We start from the raw sequence: 22,876 nt of genomic DNA, 5'->3' as shown, positions 1-22,876 counted from the left end.
CTTATGAGTCATCTTGAAAGGCGTTGTGAAAATTGTATTGTTAGACAATTAAATTCATTAAAAGCCTTAAAAAAGGAAGAGCTTAAGCGCATTTCTGATAGTAAAATATCGAAAATTATAAAAAAAGGCGAGTCTATCTTTAGAGAAGGAGAAAAGCTTAACGGGGTTTTTTGTATTCAAAATGGCGTTTCTAAGCTCTCAAAAATGAGCGATAATGGTAAAGATCAAATTGTTAAAATCGTAGCAAAAGGTGAGATTTTAGGACAACGTTCTGTGATTTCAGATCAATCTACGAATTTAAGTGCGGTTGCTCTCAATGATATGACGGTGTGTTTTATTCCTAAAATGGAACTCTCAAAATCTCTTGACGAAAACACACAATTCACTCAAGCGATCTTAAAACAAATGGCTCAAGATTTAAAAGTGGCAGACGATGTTATTGTTAGTATGGCGCAAAAAAGCGTTAGACAACGTATCGCTGAAGCGTTAATGTATTTACGAGATAATTTTGGCGTAGACGAAGAGGGTTATATTTCCATGACGCTCTCGCGCGAAGACATTGCAAATGTCGTTGGCACAGCAAAAGAAGCGTGCATCCGTACGCTGTCGTCCTTTAAAAAGGAACAGTTAATTTCTGCTACAGGTAAACGCATTAAAATAGAAAATGAAAAAGCCCTCTATAATTTAATAGAAGGCTTGTAAATTTTTACTTGGTTTTGCAATCTTATATTTTTACTGTTAATACGGGGATTTTAGAATGATTTACAATATCTTCTCCAATACTTCCAGAGAAAAAGTGAGCTAATCCGCTTCTACCATGCGTGGGTATACTAATCACATCCGCCTTTATTTTATTAGCAAAATTAAACACTCCTTGCTCCACAGAAAAGTCGGCATAGATTGTTACATCTTCTGGTAATATTTTATCATCTTCTGGCAAACTCACTATAAATTCAATAATTTGCTTTTCAATTTGATCTGTACTCTTATAGTTTTGTCCCGGTAAGTTTACGTATAATAAATGAAGCTTAATATCTAATAATTTAAACATTCCAGAGACCTTATTGTACACGTCTAAACTTTCTACTTTAAAGTCGCATGCAAAAACAGCATCTGACGGGTTAAAGTTTGTTTCTTCTTTAATTACTAAAACAGGCACCGACGCGGTACGTACTACTTTCTCAGTGTTAGAGCCTACAAAAACTTCAGAGACACCGCTAGTACCATGCGACCCCATAACTATTAAATCGCCACCATATTCTTTAGCAACATCATCTAATTCTGAAAATACTTTGTAATTTTTTACCGTATCATGAATTGTTAGTCCCTCTAAATAATCTTTATCTAAAAATTCTGTAAAACGTTTTCTGGTTAGTTTTATTAAAAATAAGCCTTCAATAGAATCATTCCCTTCTTTAATAAGCTTTGCATCGCTTATGCCCATCATATGTACAACAACAATTTCTGAGTTCTGATGTCTAGCAATTTGTGCCGCTACCCTTAAAGCGTTTTCTGAGTGTATTGAAAAATCTACAGGTACTATAATTTTTTTCATTGGTCTATTTTTTTTTGGTGGTTAATCTAAATTTTACTTTTGTAAATATAAGGACTCTCATTGTAAAAAAAGGTGACAATTATCACAGTCACCTTTTAATTACTATAGGATAAAGTTAACCATTATAAAACAAATTCTATTGGTATTTAGCATAATTTGTAACTCTAAAATTACATTTTTGTACCAGATTGGTTCATTTCCATTGCATGATCATATTTACAACATCCTGGTAATTCATTGTAAGCCTCCTCATTACCAGCCACTTGTTCCGTATCGTAACCCGAATTTGCAATAGCAGTATGAATAGCCATTTCATCGGTCGCTTTTTCATCAAAAGCCACGGCCATTGTTTTAGAGTCCACATTCCAATCGGCACTAGAAACGCCCGCTACACTTTTTGCCGCTTTTTCAATCGTTTCTTTACACATTCCGCAGTTACCGCGCACTCCAAAAGTAGTTTCCACCATCGCTAAATCTTCTGCTCCCGTAGTCGCTATTTCTGTTTCTGGCGTGGTCGTTACCTCGGTGTCTATTTTCGCTTCATTTTTACAGCTTGTAAAAGCTATCATCATTAGTACTGCTGCACTTAACATTGTTTTTTTCATCGTTTTAAAATTTAAAGTTATTACTATTTATTCCGTTTTACTCAATACTATCTTTTACTTCTCCACATTTTAACATCGCCGCACCAAAATAAGGGTTTAACACGTGTTTACTTGTACTTAACCAATACGCACCATTATCGTTATTCGCCATCGGGCAATGTAAATTAAAGACCTCTTCATTAATTCCAAAAAGTTTTATTGCAGTGGCCAATTGTAAAGACACCCTCTGAAATACCTCTCGCTGACCTGCAATCGTTCGTGTTTCGGCTAAGTTTTTTGTACTTTCAAACAACGTCCTTATTATAGGTTCTCCAGCTGCTTTGGCTTCAGTAGTTTCTAATTCTTTTAAAGCCAGATTATTTACTTTTTTTAATAACACTTCGGAAAAGTCTCTTGCCACCGCAACATTATCCTCTGCTAAAGCATCTTTTACTTGTATATACGAATCATACACCGTTTTTAGCTGTTGCTGAAATACTTTTGATGCTTTTAAGCGTTTCACAACCTCAAGTTTTGGCTCAGTATTAGCAACTACTGAAGTATTTGATGTATTTGAAGCATTCATCATCGATTTCTTACCTCGTAATTGTGCTGCCGCATCAACGGTAAATGTGCCGTTAACCACAATCTCTTCACCTTTAGTTAAGCCCTCTAAAATAACATAAGATTCTCCCACACGATGCCCTAAAGTAACTTCACGCATTTCGAAAACAGGAGTATTTTCATCTTTTTTTACATAAATCACAGAACGTTTCCCCGTCCACATTACCGCCGACGCCGGTATTTTTAACTCTTGATTAATACGATCAGAATTCACATTCACGGTTGCCGATACAAACATACCAGGTTTAAAAACCCCTTCTTTATTTTTTAAAACCACACGCAAAGTAGTCGTACGCGTTGTCGTATTTAAGGTTGGTGAAATAAAATCTACAACCGCTTCTACTTCTTTATTAGGATACGCATTTGCCGATACCATAACCGTTTGCTTATTTTTTATTAAATTGATTTGATTTTCGTACACATCAAATTGTGCCCAAACCGTATTTAAATTGGTAACTTTTAATAGTGGCTGTCCTTGTTTCACGTAATCCCCTTGGTTAACCAATTTTTCGGTTACTGTTCCTGAAACCGTAGCATAAATAGGCACATATTCTTTTACTATTCCAGAACTTTCAATTTGTTGAATTTGAGTTTCAGAAAGTTTCCATAGCTTCAATTTATTACGAACCGCCTGATACAAATCAGGCTGCGTTTTCTTTAACGACGCTGTCGTAATCAACTCTTGCTGAGCCGCATATAACTCAGGAGAATACAAAGTCGCTAAAAGCTGTCCCTTTCGTATTTCTTCTCCCGTATAACTCACATTTAATCGCTCTATCCGTCCCGAAAAATAACTGGCTTGCACTTTATTTTCTTCTTCATTTTGAGCAATTTTACCCGAAAGCACAAGTCTATTTTCAGCATCACCCTCGGCTTTACCTACCCGACGCGTTTGTATATTCGCTAATGCCATAGCATTTGGAGTTAACTTAAAAGCGTTGGCCGCAAGACCTTCACTACTACTTGCGGCCGGAATTAAATCCATACCGCAAATCGGACAATCGCCCGGCTCCGATTGCATTATTTGTGGATGCATAGAACAGGTCCACATTTTCTTGCTCTCGGCAACCTCTTCGTGATTATGTTCTATTTCTTTATTAGAGTCGCCACCAAAAACAAACCAACCAATGGATACGCCAATAGTTAGAAAAACCGCATACATAATTATTTTATTATTTTTCATTTTCTAATCGTTTTATCATCGCCTTCATCTCACCAATTTCTTTGCGTTGTGCTGCAATTATAGCATTAGCTAATTCTTTTACTTCCGGATCTTTTATATCTGCTCTTTCACTAGTTAATATCGCAATGGAATGGTGTGGTATCATTGCGCGAAGCCATAACACATCGCCTATAATAGGTTTTTGAGCACGCACTAATCCTAAGGCGCCCATAAACAAGAGCACACTCCCTAATATAATAGCGATGTTCTTCTTTTTATTTTGGTACATACCCAGCATAAATAGCAACATAATCACCGCCATTGCCGAGATACCCAAACAGGTCATGTAAAAACGCGTTAAGCTAAAATAAACGTGGTCTATCGCGTATGTATTAAGATACATAGTAACATACATCGCCACAAAAGAAGCGCCTAACATTAAAAAGAATTTGGTATACTTATTACTTTTTTTTGAATTTTCCATAATTGATTGGTTTTAGATTTTTATTGATTTTAATCGCAACGCATTTGTAATAACAGACACCGAACTAAAGCTCATTGCTAATGCTGCTATCATTGGTGACAATAATATGCCGAAAAACGGATATAAAAGTCCTGCTGCTATAGGGACTCCCAACGTGTTATAAATTAAAGCAAAAAACAGGTTTTGTTTAATATTTTTCATTACCGCATCGCTTAAGTGTCTCGCTTTCACTATGCCCTGCAAATCGCCTTTTACTAAAGTAATCATTGCGCTTTCTATAGCCACATCGGTCCCTGTACCCATTGCGATGCCCACATTACTTTTTGCTAATGCTGGCGCATCGTTAATACCATCGCCTGCCATCGCTACAATTTCACCTTGCTCTTGAAGTTTCCGAACTTCTTCTAATTTATTTTCCGGTAACATTCCGGCCTTATAACTCGATAATTGCAACGTTTCTGCAACTGCCTTCGCTGTATTTTCGTTATCACCCGTTAACATAATCACCGCGATACCTTTCGCTTGTAATTCTTGAATAGCTTTGGCACTTGTCGCTTTAATTTTATCGCTAATTACAACATAACCTACTACTTTTTCATTTACCGATAAATAGGACACCGTTTTTCCTTGCTCTTGAAGCGCTGTAACCGTTTTGGTCATTTCCTTATTGATAGTTACCTTAGCATAATCCATCATTTTAGCGTTCCCTAAAGCCACTTTTAAATCATTGACAGTTCCTTCCACACCTTTTCCTGTCACCGCAATAAACTGTTTGACATCTAATATTTCTACGCCTTTCTCCTTACCATAATTTACTGTCGCTTCACCAAGCGGGTGCTCGCTAGAACTATTTAAAGACGCTATAAACTGAAGTACCTCAACTTCAGAATACTCAGTATTTTCAGCATTAAAAACACCAATTTCCTCAACCGTTGGCTTCCCTTCGGTAATGGTTCCTGTTTTGTCTATAATCAACACATTTACCTTGTCCATTAACTCTAAGGATTCGGCATTTTTTATTAGTACACCATTTTGAGCACCTTTACCAACCCCAACCATTATCGACATAGGCGTTGCCAGACCTAAAGCACACGGGCATGCAATAATTAATACCGCAATGGCATTAACTAACGCAAAAACATAAGCGGGTTCTGGTCCCCAAATTGCCCAAGCGGCAAAAGTTAGTAGAGAAATTGCAACTACGGTCGGTACAAAATAGCCAGAAACCGTGTCGGCTAACTTTTGGATAGGCGCACGACTTCGGCTGGCATCGTTTACCATTTTCACTATTTGCGATAGTAAGGTTTCAGAACCTACTTTTTCTGCGCGCATTAAAAAGGACTGATTCCCGTTAATGGTGCCACTACTCACCGTATCACTAACCGCTTTACTTACTGGCATTGGTTCTCCAGTTATCATAGATTCATCGATAGTACTTTGTCCTTCAGTAATAATACCATCGACAGGGATTTTATCGCCTGGTTTTACTTTTAATATATCACCCTTTTTAATGGTATCGATCGCTACTTCTTCGGTGTCGCCATTTACAACACGAAGTGCTTTATTGGGTGCTAATTTTAATAATTCTTTTACTGCGTCGTTAGTTTTACTGTGTGCTCGCGCTTCTAAAACTTGCCCCATTAACACTAAGGTTAAAATAACCGTGGCCGCTTCAAAATACACGTGAACAGCTCCCATTTCGGTTTTAAACTGAGCTGGAAAGAAATCTGGAAAAAACAATCCGAAGAGACTAAATAACCAAGCCACCCCAGCACCAATACCGATAAGGGTAAACATATTGAGATTCCACGTTTTTATACTTCTATAAGCACGTTCAAAAAACATCCACGTCGCATAAAAAACCACAGGAATAGACAGTCCTAATTGCACCCAGTTCCAATACTTCTGATCTAAAATAGAATACAATGGATTGTTAGGAATCATCTCGCTCATTGCAATTATAAAAATGGGCAATGTAAACCCTAATGATAACCAAAATTTGTGCATCAGCTTTTTATACGTCTTTTCTTCGGCCGATAATGAGGGTTTCAAAGGGACGAGATCCATTCCGCAGATTGGGCAATCACCAGATTCATCTTTTACAACTTCGGGATGCATTGGGCACGTCCATTTTTCAGATTGAATGGCCTTTAGGTTTTGCTCTTCTACTAAATCCATTCCACAGACTGGGCAATCTCCCGGCGCGTCGTATTCTTTATCGCCTTCGCAATGCATCGGGCAATAAAAAACACCTGTCCCCTGACCTTTTGGTTCTTCTTTAGGTTTGGATTCGGGAATAGATTCTTCCTGATTATAAATCTGGTAGCGACCGCCATCATTTTCCAAAGCATCTTTTAAAACTGACATAGCGATGCCGTCTTCTGATTCTATTGTTGCTTCGGCAGCGTCCAAATCTACACGTGCCGAAAGAACACCGCTCACTTGCGAAAGCGTTTTTTCGACATGACCGCGACAACCATTGCACGTCATTCCTTTTATTTTATATATTTGTTCCATTAGTCTCTTTTTTAATACTATGCCCGTAAATATAAAGCTAAATACGCATTTTAGTTTTCACAATTCGGTTACTTATTTATATAATTTTGTCTATGGTTTTTCGGTTCCATTCTTTAGCATTTTTATATTCTGTCATCGATACTCCAGTAACCATTTTAAATTGTCGCGCCAAATGACTGCTTGTTTTGTAATTTAGTGAATACGCGATTTCAGAAAAATTAAGTTGCCCCAATTGAATGAGTTCCTTTACTTTTTCAATTTTAAGCTGAATACTGTATTTTTCTAAAGTTACCCCTTCAGTTTTACTAAATAATTTACTTAATACCGAGTAACTTTTACCAAAACGCAAAGCAAGATCTTGAGACAATTGTTCGGTTCGTCCTGCTTCAATAGCATTTATAAGTTCAATTTTAAGTTTTTCAACAAGGGTGTCTTTGTCATTTTTTATGATTTCGAAACCATTCTTTTTAAGTTGAATGCTTAGTGATTCTAAATTACTTTCTTGATTACTCTTTTCAGTTTTAACCACATTAACCTGACCTAATTCGATAGACTCTACGGTAAATCCTTCACCCTCGAAAATAGTTAACACCGAAGCAATACACCGATCACAAACCATATTTTTAATCGTATAAATTTCGTGCATTTTCTATTGTGTTAGATAGTTAATAATTGACGCTTGTACACAGTAATTTTTGATGCTTTCAATGGTATTGGTTTGAAATTTTAACAGCAATTCCTGAACCTCTAAAACCGCAGTAAAATCTAACGTTCCCGTCTCGTAAGTTTTTAATAAAATCGTTTCTGCTTTTTTAGTTTGATTGCTGTTTTTTAAAAGCATAGTATAACGAACACGCGCTACATTTTTTTGTTTTATAGCTTTATCCAAAACCGTCTGTAATGTATTAAATTTATTGGTTTTCTCAAATTCTATGCGCTCTTGTTCCCATTGGTTTTGCTTCGTTACAGATCCAAACTTTTTATTAAAAATGGGAATAGACACGGTTACCATTGGCATAATAATGTCTTTACCGTTATCGGCAAACGTCATATCTGGATTTTTGGACACGTTTATATAATCTAACCCAAAACCTATTGCGGGCGCTTTTTCCTTCTGATTTAGGAGCTCTAACTGACTCACCGATTCATACAATTTATCATATTTGATTAGCTCTGGGTGCACTTGTAAGTTCTCACTATTAAACACCACCTCATTCTCAGGGATTTCGAAAGTCGTTTCAATAGTTATCGGCGTATTTTTACCTCTATTTAACTGAAGATTCAACACACTTTGCTCTGATAAATAATTAATTTGAAGGACATGCAACTCTTGCTCTAATTCATTTTGTCGCACTTGTAGGCGCAGCACATCTACCACCGATGCTTTTCCCGATTCAATACCGGTTAACGCCAACTTTTCGTAAGTTTTTAAAAGCTGAATCGTCTCTTCAAACACCAATTGTGTTTCTTTATTTTGATATAACACGTAATAGGCATTCGAAATGGAAGCTGCCAATTGTCGTTTTAATATGGCGATGTCTTGATATTTAGCTTCGGCTAAAGCGCTAACATAATTCTCTCGTGCCGAAAGCGTTCCAAACCACGGTATCATTTGTTTTACCGACAATTTAAATTTCTGTGGGCCCGTTCTGGTTTCGGGTTCACTTACAAAATACCCTGCGCCAAATTCCGTATTAGGGATTGTATTGACTTCATTTACCTTTTCTGAAGCAATACGGTACTGCAATTCGAATTTTTGAACCTCCGGATTATTATGCAACCCTTCTTTTATTAAACTACCCAATTCTTGTGAGAATACTGCATTTTGAAATCCGAAAAACAAAGCACAAAATACCATCATTTTAAAAGTCTTAAAACCAATGCGCTTCGCCGTTTGTTTGTATTTATTTGAATTCATTTGTATAGGTTTTAAACGATTATGATAAGCGAGAATTAGTTTGAATTTTTGTTGGCGCTATATCCTTTATCTTACGCTCTGCTCTCCAACTAAATAAAACAGGCACTACAAATAAGGTAATTAAAGCGACTAACATACCGCCAAAACTTGGAATTGCCATCGGAATCATAATATCACTACCGCGCCCTGTCGACGTTAATACCGGTAACAACGCTAATATGGTGGTTGCCGTTGTCATTAAACACGGACGAATACGTTTCTCTCCTGCTTCTAACACAGATGCACGAATAGCAGCTTTTGTTTCTGGTGTATTACGCTCGAAAGTTTGTGTTAAATAAGTCGCCATTACCACGCCATCATCGGTTGCAATACCAAACAAGGCTATAAATCCAACCCAAACAGCGACACTTAAATTAATGGTTTGAATTTGAAAAACGTCGCGTAAATTTTCCCCAAAAATGGTAATATTTAAAAACCACTCTTGACTATATAACCCAATCATAATAAAACCACCCGCAAATGCAACCGCAATTCCAGTAAACACCATTAATGATGTGGCTACAGAGCGAAATTGAAAATAAAGAATTAAAAAGATTATTGCTAACGCTAATGGCACAACGACCGCTAACGTTTTTTCGGCACGTACTTGATTTTCGTAGGTTCCAGTAAACTGATAACTGATGCCTTTGGGTACGATTAATTCGCCAGCATCAATTTTTTCTTGTATAAAATTTATCGCATTATCGACCACTGTCATTTCGGCAAAACTTGATAATTTATCGAATAGCACATACCCCACTAAAAAGGTATCTTCACTTTTTATCATTTGTGGCCCTTGCTCGTAACGAATAGTTACTAATTCACTTAACGGCACAGAACTTCCGTTTCCCACAGGAATGTAAAGTTGTTCCAAATCGGAAGGATTGGCACGCAATTCTCGGGGATACCGCACACGAATACCGTAACGTTCACGACCTTCTACTGTTTGCGTTAAAACCTTACCGCCAACAGCAACCTGCAACACCTCCTGCACGGCTTGAATGCTAATACCGTAGCGTGCAATATTTTGGCGATTAATATCGATAAGCAAGTACGGCTTGCCTACAATTCTATCGGCAAATACAGCTTCGGTTTTCACCCCTTCTACTTGTTTTAAAAGATTTTCTAACTGCACACCAAAAGCTTCAATTTCTTTTAAATCTTGTCCTTTTACTTTAATTCCCATTGGCGCTCGCATTCCTGTTTGCAACATAATTAAACGCGTTTCTATAGGTTGCAATTTAGGTGCAGACGTAACACCCGGTAATTTAGTAACTCTCGAAATTTCGTTCCAAATATCGTCAGGAGAATTTATTTCTGGTCGCCAGTTTCTAAGATAATCACCATCTTCGTCGGGTATTAATTGTTTATTTAATGTGGAAATTTGCCACGAATGTGCTTCAGTTTTAGCTAAAACAGAATCGTTTTTTAACACAAACTCACCCTTTTTATTTACTCGAAAGCGTTGCGGGTCGCCGTCACTATTCAACAAATATTCCGATTTATATTGAATAATATTTTCATACATCGATAACGGCGCAGGATCTAAAGCCGATTCGGTACGCCCTGCTTTTCCAACCACTGTTTCAATTTCAGGTATACTCGCGACCGCCATATCCAATTGCTGCAAGACACGTTTATTTTCTTCAATTCCTGAATGCGGTAAGGACGTTGGCATTAATAAAAACGACCCCTCATTTAAAGAGGGCATAAACTCTTTTTCGATATTTTTGAAGACTAAAAAACCAATAATAACAAGTCCTAAGGGTAATGATAAAAACAATAATTTATGATCTAAACACCATCTTAAAATGCGCGAATAATAGGTTCTAAATCCTATAAAAACGCCCAATAATCCGAAGCAAATAACACTAACAAAAATAAAATTAAAGAAAATATTATTATGAATCCCTAGTGGTCTCCAATAGTCGGTTAATAGAATCACAACCGCTAGGGCCGATAAGAGGCCTTCTGCTTTGGGCAGCGGTCCAAAAGGCAAATAGTCTATTAATCGGCACATAGAAATAGCAGCAAACGCAATCACTAAAAGACCGAGCCAAAACCCATAAAAGAGGCCGATGAGACCAATTAGAATCAGTATATAATTAGTAATAAAACGCGTTGTTCGTTTCATCGTTTTCTTACGGAATAAGAATGCTGCGAACGGCGGAATTAAAAACAGCGCCACAATTAACGAGGTTGTTAGTGCAAATGTTTTTGTGAATGCTAAGGGTCTAAACAACTTACCTTCAGCCCCAATCATAGTAAATACAGGGATAAAACTAATAATCGTAGTCATAACCGCGGTAACAATTGCACCAGAAACTTCGGTTGTTGCTTTGTATACCACCTGATTTATGGAACGATTTTTAGGTGCAGATTGCCCTGCATTTTCTGCTATCCCAGATTTGGCTTTATGCTCGTCAAGATGCCTAATAATATTTTCAGATAAAATAACACCGACGTCCACCATTGTACCAATGGCGATAGCAATTCCTGACAATGCGACAATATTCGCGTCGACATTAAAGAGTTTCATAGCGATAAAAACCATTAATATCGCGACTGGCAATAAGCCTGAAATTAAAACTGAAGCTCTTAAATTAAACACCATTATAACAATAACAAGTACTGTAATTAAGATTTCTAAAGCGAGCGCCTCATTTAGTGTACCGAGCGTTTCTTGAATCAATTCCGAACGATCGTAAAAAGGAACAATTGTGAGTTGCGATGTTCTTCCGTCGCTTAAAACTTTAGACGGCAACCCTGTACTTAACTCATTAATTTTGGTTTTAACATTGGTAATCACTTCCAACGGATTCGCACCGTATCGAGCGACAACCACCCCACCAACAACCTCAGCTCCTTCTTTATCTAATAACCCACGTCTCTCTGCGGGCCCTAAAGATACTTTAGCGATATCTTTTACTGTAATGGCAGTAAAGTTTTTGGAAGTCACTACTGTGTTTTCTATATCGGCTATCGATTTTACGTAACCTAAGCCTCGCACTAAATACTCGGCGTTATTAATTTCTAATGTTTGAGCGCCAATCTCTTTATTACTTTCTTTGACCGCTTTTACCACGGCATTTAAACCAATGTTATACTGGCGCATTAATTCGGGGTTCACATCAATTTGATATTCTTGGGTATACCCGCCAATAGACGCGACCTCAGACACCCCACTTGCCGACGATAACCCAAATTTTACATAGTAATCTTGTATACTACGCAATTCGTGTAAATCCCAACCACCAGTTACATTTCCTTTGGTATCTCGACCTTCAAGCGTATACCAAAAGATCTGCCCTAAACCTGTTGCATCTGGCCCCAATGCTGGATTAACGCCTTCAGGTAACAAGTTCTTCGGTAAGGAATTCAGCTTTTCTAGAATACGACTACGGCTCCAGTAAAACTCTATATCTTCTTCAAAAATGAGATATATACTCGACGCCCCAAACATCGAAGAACTTCGCACTGTTTTTACACCCGGGATACCTAGCAACGCACTTGTTAACGGATAGGTAATTTGATCCTCGATATCTTGAGGTGATTGTCCGTTCCATACGGTATAAACAATCTGCTGGTTTTCGCCAATATCGGGAATAGCATCTACAGCGACAGGATTACTAGGCAGAAAGCCCGTATCCCAATTAAAGGGTGCGTTTATAGTTCCCCAACCTATAAAAAGGACGAGTAATAAAACGGCAACCAGCTTATTTTCTATTAAAAATTTTATGCTTTTATTTAGCATCTGATTTATTTATTTAAACAATGAAACATAGGTGTAGAAAACACCGAATACAGCATATTCTCCTCGCAAAATAACTTCGCAGGATACTATAGATTATTGTTTAAAAATCAAATGAGGTAAGTCTCGTCTAGCTTGTAGAGTTCTTGAACGACGAGTGGTGATCGGTAATCTTGATAATTAGTTTCTTCTTTGTTTATGGTTTCAAAAAGAGAGCTATACGCATAAACGAATGCGGTTACAAACAGTTGTTGGCCGAATGAAATGTGATGGCTATTTTGATGCAATTCGTCTTGTCCATCCACTACCAATTGCTCATCGTTACAGCAATTCTTTTTTACTGCAGAGCATTCAGTATTTTTACTCGTTGTTTGCATTGACATTTGGCACGTCTTTGCTTTTTGAAAAATAGCAGTATCTACTAACGAGCCGCCACAAAAATGCATATCGATAGTAAAGGACAATGTAGAGAATAACACTACAAAAGCCAGCATCGTTGCGAATATTTTATGACCTATTTTTTTCATAGTTAGTAACAAATGTACAAAAAAAATAATCGCTTAATTTTGTTTAACACGAAACTAAGCGATTATTTCAATAGAGATAATCAATAAAAAGCCTCGTTATAAGGCAAAAAACTATTACGTCTATATATTTTTATTAGTAGTTGTATTTAAATCGATGTGTTTCCATTTAGAAAAACCTTCTTTTAAATCATATATTTTTTTAAACCCCGCGTCTTTCATTTTTTTAGCACACATTGCACTTCTGTTCCCCGATTTACAATACAGCACTACCGGTTGCTCTTTGTCTAACAACTCGATATCCGCATCAAAAGAATCCGAATTAATATTGATATTTTGAGCATTAATAATATGTCCAAGATCAAATTCTTCAGCGGTTCTTACATCTATTAATTGCACTTTTTCTAGGTCTAGAATTAAATCAATTTCCTCAGGGCTCACCTCTGTGATTACACCTTCAGAATTATTTTCACAACTTAGTGACGCCAATGCTACGGCAAAAATTAAAATTATTTTTTTCATTACTATATAGATTTATAATTACACTTAAAATTGTTTATCTCCAGTCCATTCAGAAAAACCACCCATAAGGTTATAGGCGTTCTCAAACCCCATATCGTTCATTATCTCGCAAGCCTGTCCGCTTCTTCCTCCAGATCGACAATACACATAATAATTTTTGCTTTTATCGAGTTCTTCTAATTCGTAAACAAATGCCTGCCCCTTAAAAATATTTATATTTAAAGCATTCGGGATATTCCCTTCGCCAAACTCCTCTTCTGTTCGCACATCTAAAAGGACTGAATTATCATCATTTTTTAACTTGTTTGCCCAAAGTTCTTGCGTTAAATCTGCCATTATAATTGTTTTAGACGGCAAAGTTAAGGTTTTGCTTTTTCCTTCTTCAGAAAAAAATATTTTTTATTAAAAAAGAACAGCAAAAAATCTACCCCTAAAAAAACTTACATCCATCTTCTTAACTACTCTAATATATTTATCTTATTTTCACTCTTAATTTTTTAGTCAACATAAATAAAAATCTAAATTCTTATCATCAAAAATTAGAAAACAGATAAAGATTGAAAATAAATTGTGTTTTAACATATAATTATAGGAAAATTTAATTTTTCATTTATATATTTGTCAACTATTACAAAATACAATGAATACAATTTTAAATAATACTTGGTGGTGGAATTCTCGAAAATTAACAATCGTGAAATAACCCTATTCGTAATATTTAAATTAAAATATATTGAAAAAGGCTTGTCGTTCACGACAAGCCTTTTTTTTATTTAAAAAACTTAAACAATGAAAACCTTTAGCCTGTATACCCACTATAAAAAAATACTTGCAGACACCATTACTCCTGTAAGTATTTATCTTAAAATAAGAGATAAATATCCGAACAGTATTTTGTTAGAAAGTAGCGATTATCACGCTAGTGATAATAGTTTTTCGTACATCTGTTTTAACCCGATTGCCTCTATAAAAATTGATAGCAAAAGAATTGTACAAACCTTTCCCGATGGCAGTGAAATGGTTAATAAAACCAAAAATGTCGCAGAGAAAATTCATAAATTCACGAAACGTTTCAAGGTTTCTTCTAACAACGAATTTAAGTTTATAAACAACGGTATTTTTGGCTATACTGCTTACGATGCGGTAAAATATTTTGAAGACATTGAGATTTCAAAAAAACCTAATTCTATAGATATTCCTGATATTTATTATGCGGTATACCAAAATATTATAGCGATAGACCACTTTAAAAACGAGGCTTATATTTTTGCGCATTGCCACGATACAGAAAATAATATCGACGAAATTCTTCAACTTATAAAATCGAAAAACTTTGCCTCTTACGATTTTTCAACAAACTCTGACATTTCATCCAATTTAACAGATAAAGAATATAAAGATCAAGTAGAATTAGCTAAAAAACACTGTGCTCGAGGCGATGTGTTTCAATTGGTATTATCTAAAAAATTCTCTCAAGATTTTAAAGGCGATGAATTTAATGTGTACCGCGCACTAAGAAGCGTCAATCCGTCGCCTTATTTATTTTATTTCGATTATGGTGATTTTAAAATCTTTGGTAGTTCACCAGAAGCACAATTAGTCGTTTCTGATGGTCGGGCCGAAATACATCCTATTGCCGGTACATTTAAACGCACTGGTAACGATACGCAAGATACCGAATTGGCAAAACAGCTCGCCGAAGACGAAAAAGAGAATGCAGAACACGTTATGCTTGTAGACCTGGCACGAAATGATTTAAGTAGAAACGGCAGCGAGGTAAAAGTAGAAACGTATAAGGAGGCCCAATTTTTCTCTCACGTTATTCATTTGGTAAGTAAAGTAACAGGTAAAATTAATAAGAACACACAAACAATGCAGGTAGTCGCCGATACTTTTCCTGCCGGAACATTAAGCGGAGCGCCAAAGCACAGTGCGATGCAGCTTATTGAAAAATACGAAAAAACAAGTCGTGCCTTTTACGGGGGCGCTATAGGGTTTATGGATTTTAACGGCAATTATAATCACGCAATTATGATAAGAACCTTCTTAAGTAAAAACCACACACTGCATTGGCAGGCTGGAGCCGGATTAGTTTCGAAATCCAAACCTGAAAATGAATTACAAGAAGTGTATAACAAATTAGGCGCCTTAACAAAAGCCATAGAATTAGCAAAAGACATCTAAAAAAGATGCTCCTCATATATGAAAAACATATTAGTAATTGATAATTACGACAGCTTTACTTACAATTTAGTACATTATTTAGAAGATTTAGATTGTAAAGTTACCGTAAGAAGAAACGATAAATTAACACTAGATTTTGTAGAGGCATTCGATAAAATCGTATTATCTCCAGGTCCAGGAATTCCGGAAGAAGCCGGATTATTAAAAGCCATTATAAAACACTACGCTCCTACAAAAAGTATTTTAGGTGTTTGTTTAGGCTTGCAAGCCATTGGAGAAGTGTTTGGCGGTACTTTAATAAACTTAGACACTGTTTATCATGGTGTATCGACTACAGTAAAGATTATTGTCGACGATGAGAGTTTATTTACTGGATTAGAAAAAACGTTTAGTGTAGGACGCTACCATTCGTGGGTTGTTAACGAAGCTCTACCAGAATGTTTAGAGGTTACTTCGGTAGACGAGAACGGACAAATTATGTCATTAAGACATAACGTTTACGACGTAAAAGCGGTGCAGTACCACCCAGAATCGGTATTAACACCAAATGGAAAACAAATTTTAGAAAATTGGATACGAAATTAAAATGAAAGCGATACTAAATAAATTAATTAACCAAGAACCTCTTTCTTGTGAAGAGGCTCAAAATGTATTAGTAAATATTTCTAAAGGAAAATACAACCACACTCAAATTGCCGCATTTGTTACGGTATATATGATGCGTAGTATTACCATAGATGAACTTAAAGGGTTTCGCGATGCTCTTTTAGAACTCTGTATTCCCGTGGATTTATCAGACTATAACACCATAGATTTATGCGGTACTGGTGGGGATGCAAAAGACACTTTTAATGTCTCTACTCTAGCGTCTTTTATAACGGCTGGCGCTGGTGTTCAAGTAGCAAAACACGGCAATTACGGCGTCTCGTCTGCTTCAGGATCTTCAAATGTAATGGAGGCCATTGGCATTACTTTTACAAACAAAACGGCGGCATTAAAAAAATCTTTAGAAGATGCTAATATTTGTTTTTTACACGCGCCCTTATTTCATCCGGCAATGAAAAAAATGGCACCGGTAAGGCAAGACTTAGGTTTAAAAACATTTTTTAATATGTTAGGTCCAATGGTAAACCCGTCGTTTCCAAAAAACCAGTTGGTAGGTGTTTTCAACTTAGAATTACAGCGCATTTATGGCTATCTTTATCAAGATACCGATATTAATTATAGTATTGTTCACGCTTTAGATGGTTATGATGAAATTTCGTTGACAGGTAACACTAAAATAATTACGAATCATTCTGAAACTATTTTAACGCCGAAAGATTTAAACCTTTCACCTATAGAACCTGCAGCGTTATATGGTGGAAAAAGCGTAAAATCGTCCGCTAAAACATTTTTAAAAATTATAAACGGAGACGGAAAAGAAGCACAAAATAATGTGGTGTGCGCTAATGCCGGCTTAGCCATTGCAATGGTAAAAAAGGTAAGCCACGCCGAAGGTTTCGAACTCGCAAAAGAGTCTTTACTTACGCTAAAAGCCAAAGCGAGTTTAAATAAATTAATCGCATTAAGTCATTAACCAAACCTCTTTATTTCTTAATAAAATGAATATATTATTACGTATTGTAGCCGATAAAAGGCAAGAGGTCGATCTCCGCAAGTCGCTAATTCCAGTCTCACAATTGGAACGTTCTGTACTGTTTAATCGCAACACATTGTCGTTAGCGCTTAGTCTTAGAAGTAGTGCTATTGGTATCATCGCAGAGCATAAGCGCCGATCGCCTTCAAAAAATATTATTAATCAAAACTTCACAGTGTGCGAAGTGGCCAAAGGTTATGAAAATGCAGGTGCAAGCGGACTCTCTGTTCTTACAGATGCTAAATATTTTGGTGGCTCGTTAGACGATTTAATCGTGGCACGTGCGTGCTGTAACTTACCCATTTTACGTAAAGAGTTTATTATCGATACTTATCAAATTACTGAAGCTAAAGCGCACGGTGCAGATGCCATATTGTTAATTGCCGCTATTTTAACACCCAAAGAGATTCAACATTTCTCTACTTTTGCAAAGCAATTAGGTCTAGATGTTTTACTGGAAATACACAACGCCCAAGAACTTGATAAATCTTTACTTCCGAGCATCGACATTATCGGTGTTAATAATAGAGATTTAAACACCTTTACTGTGAGTTTAGAAACTAGTAAAACGTTAAGTTCTTTGATTCCTGAAGAATTTGTTAAAATTTCTGAAAGTGGCATTAGTTCTATCGACGCCGTAAAAACCCTTCAGCCATTTGGTTATAAAGGTTTTTTAATAGGAGAGCATTTTATGAAAACCGATAACGCTGGCCAAAGTGCCAAAGCATTTATCAATCAACTAAAAAAATAACAACAATAAAAATATACAGATGAAATTAAAAGTTTGCGGAATGAAATCTGAAAGTAACATTTTGGATGTGGCTAGCGATGTGAAACCAGATTATATGGGGTTTATTTTTTACGAAAAATCGCCGAGATATTTTAATTCTGAATGTCCAGAAATTTCTGAAGACATCAAAAAAATAGGTGTTTTTGTTAATGCAAAATTAGATTTCATAGTCGGTAACATAGAAAAACACCACTTACAAGGTGTACAATTACACGGTAACGAATCGCCAGAATTCTGTGCAGAAGTGCGTGCGTTTGGCGTTATTGTTATAAAAGTATTTTCTATAAAAAATCATTTCGATTTTAAGGTGTTAGAACCTTACGAAGACGTTTGCGATTACTACATGTTCGATACAAAAGGTAAAGAACCCGGTGGAAACGGTTACACGTTTAACTGGAATGTTTTAAAAAAATACACATCGAGTAAATCGTACTTTTTAAGTGGCGGTATCGGTATGGAAGAATTAGAAGACTTTCTATTATTCCTAAAACGACCAGAATCAGACTTGTGCTGTACAGTAGATTTAAACAGTAAATTCGAATCGACTTCAGGCTTTAAAGACATTAAAAAACTAAACGATTTTAAATACCAACTTATAAAAAACGGTTATGTCCTATAATGTAAACAGCAAAGGTTATTACGGCGATTTCGGTGGCGCATACATTCCAGAAATGCTCTATCCAAACGTCGAAGAATTACGTCAAAACTATTTAAAAGTAATGACCGAACCTTCATTTATTAACGCTTTTAACGCTTTATTAAAAGATTATGTTGGGCGTCCGTCGCCCTTATATTTTGCCAAGCGACTTTCAGAAAAATACAACACCAAAATCTACTTAAAACGCGAAGATTTAAACCATACCGGTGCGCATAAAATCAATAATACTATTGGCCAAATTTTAATGGCGCAACGCTTGGGCAAAAAACGTATTATTGCCGAAACTGGGGCTGGACAACACGGTGTTGCCACCGCTACCGTTTGTGCATTAATGGGGTTAGAATGCATTGTGTATATGGGGGCGGTCGATATTGAACGCCAAGCACCAAACGTCGCCAGAATGAAAATGTTAGGCGCCACCGTTATTCCTGCAAATTCGGGTAGCAAAACGTTAAAGGACGCGACAAACGAAGCCATTAGAGATTGGATTAATAACCCCGTAAATACCTATTATATTATTGGTAGCGTTGTAGGGCCGCATCCGTACCCAGATATGGTGGCGCGTTTTCAAGCCGTCGTTTCCGAGGAAATGCAATGGCAATTACAAGAGAAAGAAGGCCGAAAAGACCCCGATTATGTTATCGCTTGTGTTGGAGGCGGGAGTAATGCAGCGGGTGCTTTCTATCATTACCTCGATACACCAAAGGTTAAATTAATTGCCGCCGAAGCCGCTGGTTTAGGTGTCCATTCGGGCGAAAGTGCCGCCACCTCTATTTTAGGTAAAGAAGGTATTATTCACGGTAGTAAAACACTGTTAATGCAAACACCCGACGGACAAATAACCGAGCCCTACTCTATTTCTGCAGGATTAGATTATCCTGGTGTTGGCCCAATGCACGCTAATTTGTATAAAACCAAACGCGCAGAATTTATAGCAATTACAGACGACCAAGCAATGGAAGCCGGACTAGAATTAAGTATGCTCGAAGGTATAATTCCGGCCATTGAAAGTTCGCACGCACTTGCCGTATTTAAGCAAAAAACCTTTAAAACAGACGACGTTATTGTGCTGAGTTTATCGGGTCGCGGTGATAAAGATTTAGACACGTATAGTAAACATTTTAAGTTATAATATCTTTAAGTGTTACTATAATGGCGTTACCCAAAGGGTCAGGCTTTCCGCTATATCTTTTTTTTGGTTTCTTTAAAATGGTTTTTTTGACTATTAATTCTATTTCTCAGCTAAAAACAAATCAAAATACAATCAAAAAAAAGGATGTCGCATCAATCCTTAACGCAAATAATAACACACGATATATTTCATTGAATAATTAAAACCCAGCTTTTTTGGCTTTACAAATGAATAGAATACAGACAAAATTAAAGGAAGACAAAAAATTATTATCCATTTACTTTTCGGCAGGATATCCTTCGGTTAACGATACCGTAGAAATCATTCAAGAACTAGAGAGCAATGGTGTAGATATGATCGAGATTGGATTACCCTTCAGCGATCCTTTAGCCGATGGCCCCACAATTCAAGAAAGTTCTACGCAGGCGTTAAAAAACGGCATGACTTCAGAGCTTTTGTTTCAACAATTACAATCTATTCGAGCGTCCGTTTCAATTCCTTTAATTATTATGGGCTACTTCAACCCTATTCTTCAATATGGTGTCGAAGCCTTTTGTAAAGCGTGTCAAGAAGTGGGTATCGACGGTTTAATTATTCCCGATTTACCTGTTGATGTGTACGATGAAAACTATAAACACCTCTTCAAAAAATATGGTATAATCAATGTGTTTTTAATTACGCCTCAAACCTCACAAGAGCGTATTCGTTATATCGATTCTATTTCCGAAGGGTTTATTTATATGGTAAGTAGTGCTAGTGTTACCGGTAGTAGCTCTGGCTTTCAAACAGAACAAACCGATTACTTTAAACGGGTGGCGAATATGGAACTTCAAGCACCACAAATTGTAGGTTTCGGTATCTCAAATCAAGAGACTTTTAAGCAAGCAACCCAACATACAAAAGGCGCAATAATTGGTTCAGCATTTATTAAACACCTCTCTGCTAATGGTATTAAAAATATAGATACTTTTGTAAATACAATTTTACATTAATCGTACTAAAATGGAAGACATAGAAAATATAGAATTAGAATATTTAAAAATAGAAGATTACCAAGAGCTTAAGGAAGCGATGATTGAATCTTATTCTACAATGCCAGACGCCTTTTGGAAAGAACATCACATTCAAAAATTAATAGATATATATCCGGAAGGGCAAGTCGTTATAAAAATCAATAATCAAATTGCGGGTTGTGCCTTGTCCATTATTGTCGATTATAACAAATTAGACAATCACCATACTTATAAAGATATTACAGGAAACGACACCTTTACTACGCATAAACCAGATGGCGATGTTATTTATGGTATAGATGTTTTTATAAGACCACGATTTAGAGGTTTACGTTTAGGGCGCCGTTTATACGATTATAGAAAAGAACTTTGCGAGCGCTCCAACCTTCGTGGTTTGGCCTTTGGCGGACGTATCCCAAACTTTCACAAGTATTCAGATACGTTAACACCAAAACAATATTTAGATAAGGTTAAAAGTAAAGAAATTAACGATCCCGTTCTAAACTTTCAGATTTCGAACGATTTTCATCCTACACGCGTTTTAAAAAATTATTTAAAAGGCGATAAATCATCTGGAGATTATGCTATTTTATTAGAATGGGATAATATCTATTACGAAAAAGAGAACAAAAAAGCCAGTACAATAAAAACGGTAGTTCGTTTAGGTTTAATACAATGGCAGATGCGTTTGTATAAAGATTTGGACGAATTAATGCAACAAGCAGAATTTTTTGTGGATGCTGTTTCTGGTTACCGCAGTGACTTTGCCGTGTTTCCAGAGTTTTTTAACGCGCCGCTAATGGCAGATCACAATAATTTGTCTACACCAGATGCCGTTAGAGAATTAGCAAAACACACCCAAGAAATTGTCTCGCGCTTCTCCCAATTAGCGATTTCTTATAATATAAATATTATTACCGGTAGTATGCCAGAAATGGTAAACGAAAAGTTATATAATGTTGGTTATTTATGTCGCCGCGACGGAAGTTTAGAACGTTACGAAAAACTACACGTTACCCCAGACGAAGTTAAAGTATGGGGAATGGTCGGCGGAAACAAACTTCAAACATTCGATACCGATTGCGGAAAAATAGGGGTATTAATATGCTACGATTCTGAGTTTCCTGAACTTAGCCGCTTGTTGGCCGATGAAGGAATGGACATTCTGTTTGTTCCGTTCTTAACCGATACGCAAAATGGCTATTCTAGAGTAAGACATTGTGCGCAAGCTAGAGCGATAGAAAACGAATGTTATGTAGCCATTGCAGGAAGTGTTGGTAATTTACCTAAAGTAGAAAATATGGACATCCAGTTTGCACAGTCGGCTGTTTTAACGCCATGTGATTTTGCTTTTCCTTTAAATGGAATAAAAGCTGAGGCTACCACAAACACGGAAATGATTTTAATTGCCGACGTTGATATCGATTTATTACGAAACTTAAACAAACATGGCAGCGTTAAAAACCTTAAAGATCGTAGAAAAGACTTATTCTCATTAACCAAAAAAGAATAATTAACAGGTCTTAACAGTTTCTGTCTCCGTTTTATGACTATTTTAATACATTTTTATTTCTCTAATATGTAGCTTTGATGTATAACAATTAAAAAACTTAGAAATTATGGGGGCTATTGAAGATAAAAGAAAATTTAAAACGACAAAGAAGCAATCAAATCCGACGAACCCAACAGGAAATACAGATATTGAAACAAATAAATTCGATATTGAAGAGTCGTCTATAAAGGGGCAACAAAAAAAGAAATAATTGGCTTATTAATTTTA

General features: G+C 36.4%; 21 protein-coding genes. 10 read left to right on the top strand and 11 right to left on the bottom strand.

The annotated features are described in order from the left end of the window. Window positions 1–3: 3 nt before the first annotated feature. On the top strand, window positions 4–702 hold the full coding sequence (locus tag ES677_RS03520; RefSeq protein ID WP_148380453.1) for a Crp/Fnr family transcriptional regulator: 699 nt from the start codon (window positions 4–6) through the stop codon (window positions 700–702). A gap of 22 nt (window positions 703–724) precedes the next feature. Here the strand turns inward: ES677_RS03520 and ES677_RS03515 are convergent, their stop codons facing one another. From ES677_RS03515 to ES677_RS03465, 11 genes are all read right to left on the bottom strand, one after another. Then, the gene (locus ES677_RS03515) at window positions 725–1,555 is read right to left on the bottom strand and encodes a universal stress protein (protein ID WP_148369652.1); all 831 of its coding nucleotides are present in this window, start codon (window positions 1,553–1,555) and stop codon (window positions 725–727) included. Between the two features lie 170 nt (window positions 1,556–1,725). Beyond that, window positions 1,726–2,160: a heavy-metal-associated domain-containing protein gene (locus ES677_RS03510; RefSeq protein WP_148369651.1), complete on the bottom strand. Its 435-nt coding sequence runs from the start codon at window positions 2,158–2,160 to the stop codon at window positions 1,726–1,728. A gap of 37 nt (window positions 2,161–2,197) precedes the next feature. Beyond that, a complete protein-coding gene (locus ES677_RS03505) occupies window positions 2,198–3,946 on the bottom strand; it encodes an efflux RND transporter periplasmic adaptor subunit (protein WP_148380452.1) in 1,749 nt (582 codons plus the stop codon). After that, window positions 3,936–4,409 carry a DUF305 domain-containing protein gene (locus ES677_RS03500; protein WP_148369649.1) on the bottom strand — a complete coding sequence of 158 codons (474 nt, stop codon included), beginning with the start codon at window positions 4,407–4,409 and terminating at the stop codon, window positions 3,936–3,938. Before ES677_RS03500 ends, ES677_RS03505 begins: the two co-directional genes overlap by 11 nt. Before the next feature lie 12 nt (window positions 4,410–4,421). Next, window positions 4,422–6,926 (bottom strand): heavy metal translocating P-type ATPase, encoded by a 2,505-nt coding sequence (locus tag ES677_RS03495; RefSeq protein WP_148380451.1) that lies wholly within the window; start codon window positions 6,924–6,926, stop codon window positions 4,422–4,424. 76 nt (window positions 6,927–7,002) lie between these two features. Beyond that, window positions 7,003–7,572 (bottom strand): helix-turn-helix domain-containing protein, encoded by a 570-nt coding sequence (locus ES677_RS03490; RefSeq protein ID WP_148380450.1) that lies wholly within the window; start codon window positions 7,570–7,572, stop codon window positions 7,003–7,005. Between the two features lie 3 nt (window positions 7,573–7,575). Then, a complete protein-coding gene (locus ES677_RS03485) occupies window positions 7,576–8,844 on the bottom strand; it encodes a TolC family protein (protein ID WP_246124359.1) in 1,269 nt (422 codons plus the stop codon). Between the two features lie 19 nt (window positions 8,845–8,863). Further along, window positions 8,864–12,637, bottom strand: a complete 3,774-nt coding sequence (locus tag ES677_RS03480) for an efflux RND transporter permease subunit (protein WP_148380449.1) — start codon at window positions 12,635–12,637, stop codon at window positions 8,864–8,866. A gap of 107 nt (window positions 12,638–12,744) precedes the next feature. After that, complete coding sequence (locus tag ES677_RS03475; protein ID WP_148380448.1) at window positions 12,745–13,161, bottom strand: HYC_CC_PP family protein; 417 nt, start codon at window positions 13,159–13,161, stop codon at window positions 12,745–12,747. A gap of 120 nt (window positions 13,162–13,281) precedes the next feature. Then, a complete protein-coding gene (locus tag ES677_RS03470; protein WP_148369644.1) occupies window positions 13,282–13,680 on the bottom strand; it encodes a rhodanese-like domain-containing protein in 399 nt (132 codons plus the stop codon). A 24-nt stretch (window positions 13,681–13,704) separates the two neighbouring features. Beyond that, entirely contained in the window at window positions 13,705–14,016 is a 312-nt protein-coding gene (locus ES677_RS03465; protein ID WP_148369643.1) for a rhodanese-like domain-containing protein, read from the bottom strand. A 453-nt stretch (window positions 14,017–14,469) separates the two neighbouring features. On the opposite strand from ES677_RS03465, the gene ES677_RS03460 reads away from it, so the two are divergent. The 9 genes from ES677_RS03460 to ES677_RS15245 all read left to right on the top strand — a co-directional run bounded on the left by ES677_RS03460 (window position 14,470) and on the right by ES677_RS15245 (window position 22,859). Then, window positions 14,470–15,864, top strand: a complete 1,395-nt coding sequence (locus ES677_RS03460) for an anthranilate synthase component I family protein (RefSeq protein WP_148380447.1) — start codon at window positions 14,470–14,472, stop codon at window positions 15,862–15,864. An 18-nt stretch (window positions 15,865–15,882) separates the two neighbouring features. Further along, on the top strand, window positions 15,883–16,449 hold the full coding sequence (locus ES677_RS03455) for an anthranilate synthase component II (RefSeq protein ID WP_148369641.1): 567 nt from the start codon (window positions 15,883–15,885) through the stop codon (window positions 16,447–16,449). Between the two features lies 1 nt (window position 16,450). Then, on the top strand, window positions 16,451–17,443 hold the full coding sequence (trpD, locus tag ES677_RS03450) for an anthranilate phosphoribosyltransferase (RefSeq protein WP_148380446.1): 993 nt from the start codon (window positions 16,451–16,453) through the stop codon (window positions 17,441–17,443). A 25-nt stretch (window positions 17,444–17,468) separates the two neighbouring features. Further along, window positions 17,469–18,254, top strand: coding sequence for an indole-3-glycerol phosphate synthase TrpC (trpC, locus tag ES677_RS03445; protein WP_148380445.1), 786 nt, complete (start codon window positions 17,469–17,471; stop codon window positions 18,252–18,254). Between the two features lie 19 nt (window positions 18,255–18,273). Beyond that, window positions 18,274–18,912, top strand: coding sequence for a phosphoribosylanthranilate isomerase (locus tag ES677_RS03440; protein WP_148369638.1), 639 nt, complete (start codon window positions 18,274–18,276; stop codon window positions 18,910–18,912). Then, the gene (trpB, locus tag ES677_RS03435) at window positions 18,902–20,083 is read left to right on the top strand and encodes a tryptophan synthase subunit beta (protein ID WP_148369637.1); all 1,182 of its coding nucleotides are present in this window, start codon (window positions 18,902–18,904) and stop codon (window positions 20,081–20,083) included. Before ES677_RS03440 ends, trpB begins: the two co-directional genes overlap by 11 nt. Before the next feature lie 227 nt (window positions 20,084–20,310). Then, window positions 20,311–21,075, top strand: a complete 765-nt coding sequence (trpA, locus tag ES677_RS03430; RefSeq protein WP_148369752.1) for a tryptophan synthase subunit alpha — start codon at window positions 20,311–20,313, stop codon at window positions 21,073–21,075. A 10-nt stretch (window positions 21,076–21,085) separates the two neighbouring features. Continuing rightward, the gene (locus ES677_RS03425; protein WP_148369636.1) at window positions 21,086–22,609 is read left to right on the top strand and encodes a carbon-nitrogen hydrolase family protein; all 1,524 of its coding nucleotides are present in this window, start codon (window positions 21,086–21,088) and stop codon (window positions 22,607–22,609) included. Between the two features lie 106 nt (window positions 22,610–22,715). Further along, the gene (locus tag ES677_RS15245) at window positions 22,716–22,859 is read left to right on the top strand and encodes a hypothetical protein (RefSeq protein WP_170234434.1); all 144 of its coding nucleotides are present in this window, start codon (window positions 22,716–22,718) and stop codon (window positions 22,857–22,859) included. The last annotated feature ends 17 nt before the right edge of the window (window positions 22,860–22,876 follow it).

This window comes from Bizionia gelidisalsuginis (genome assembly GCF_008086185.1).
GTDB lineage: Bacteria > Bacteroidota > Bacteroidia > Flavobacteriales > Flavobacteriaceae > Bizionia > Bizionia saleffrena.
This window is presented reverse-complemented; position numbering and strand designations above follow the sequence as displayed.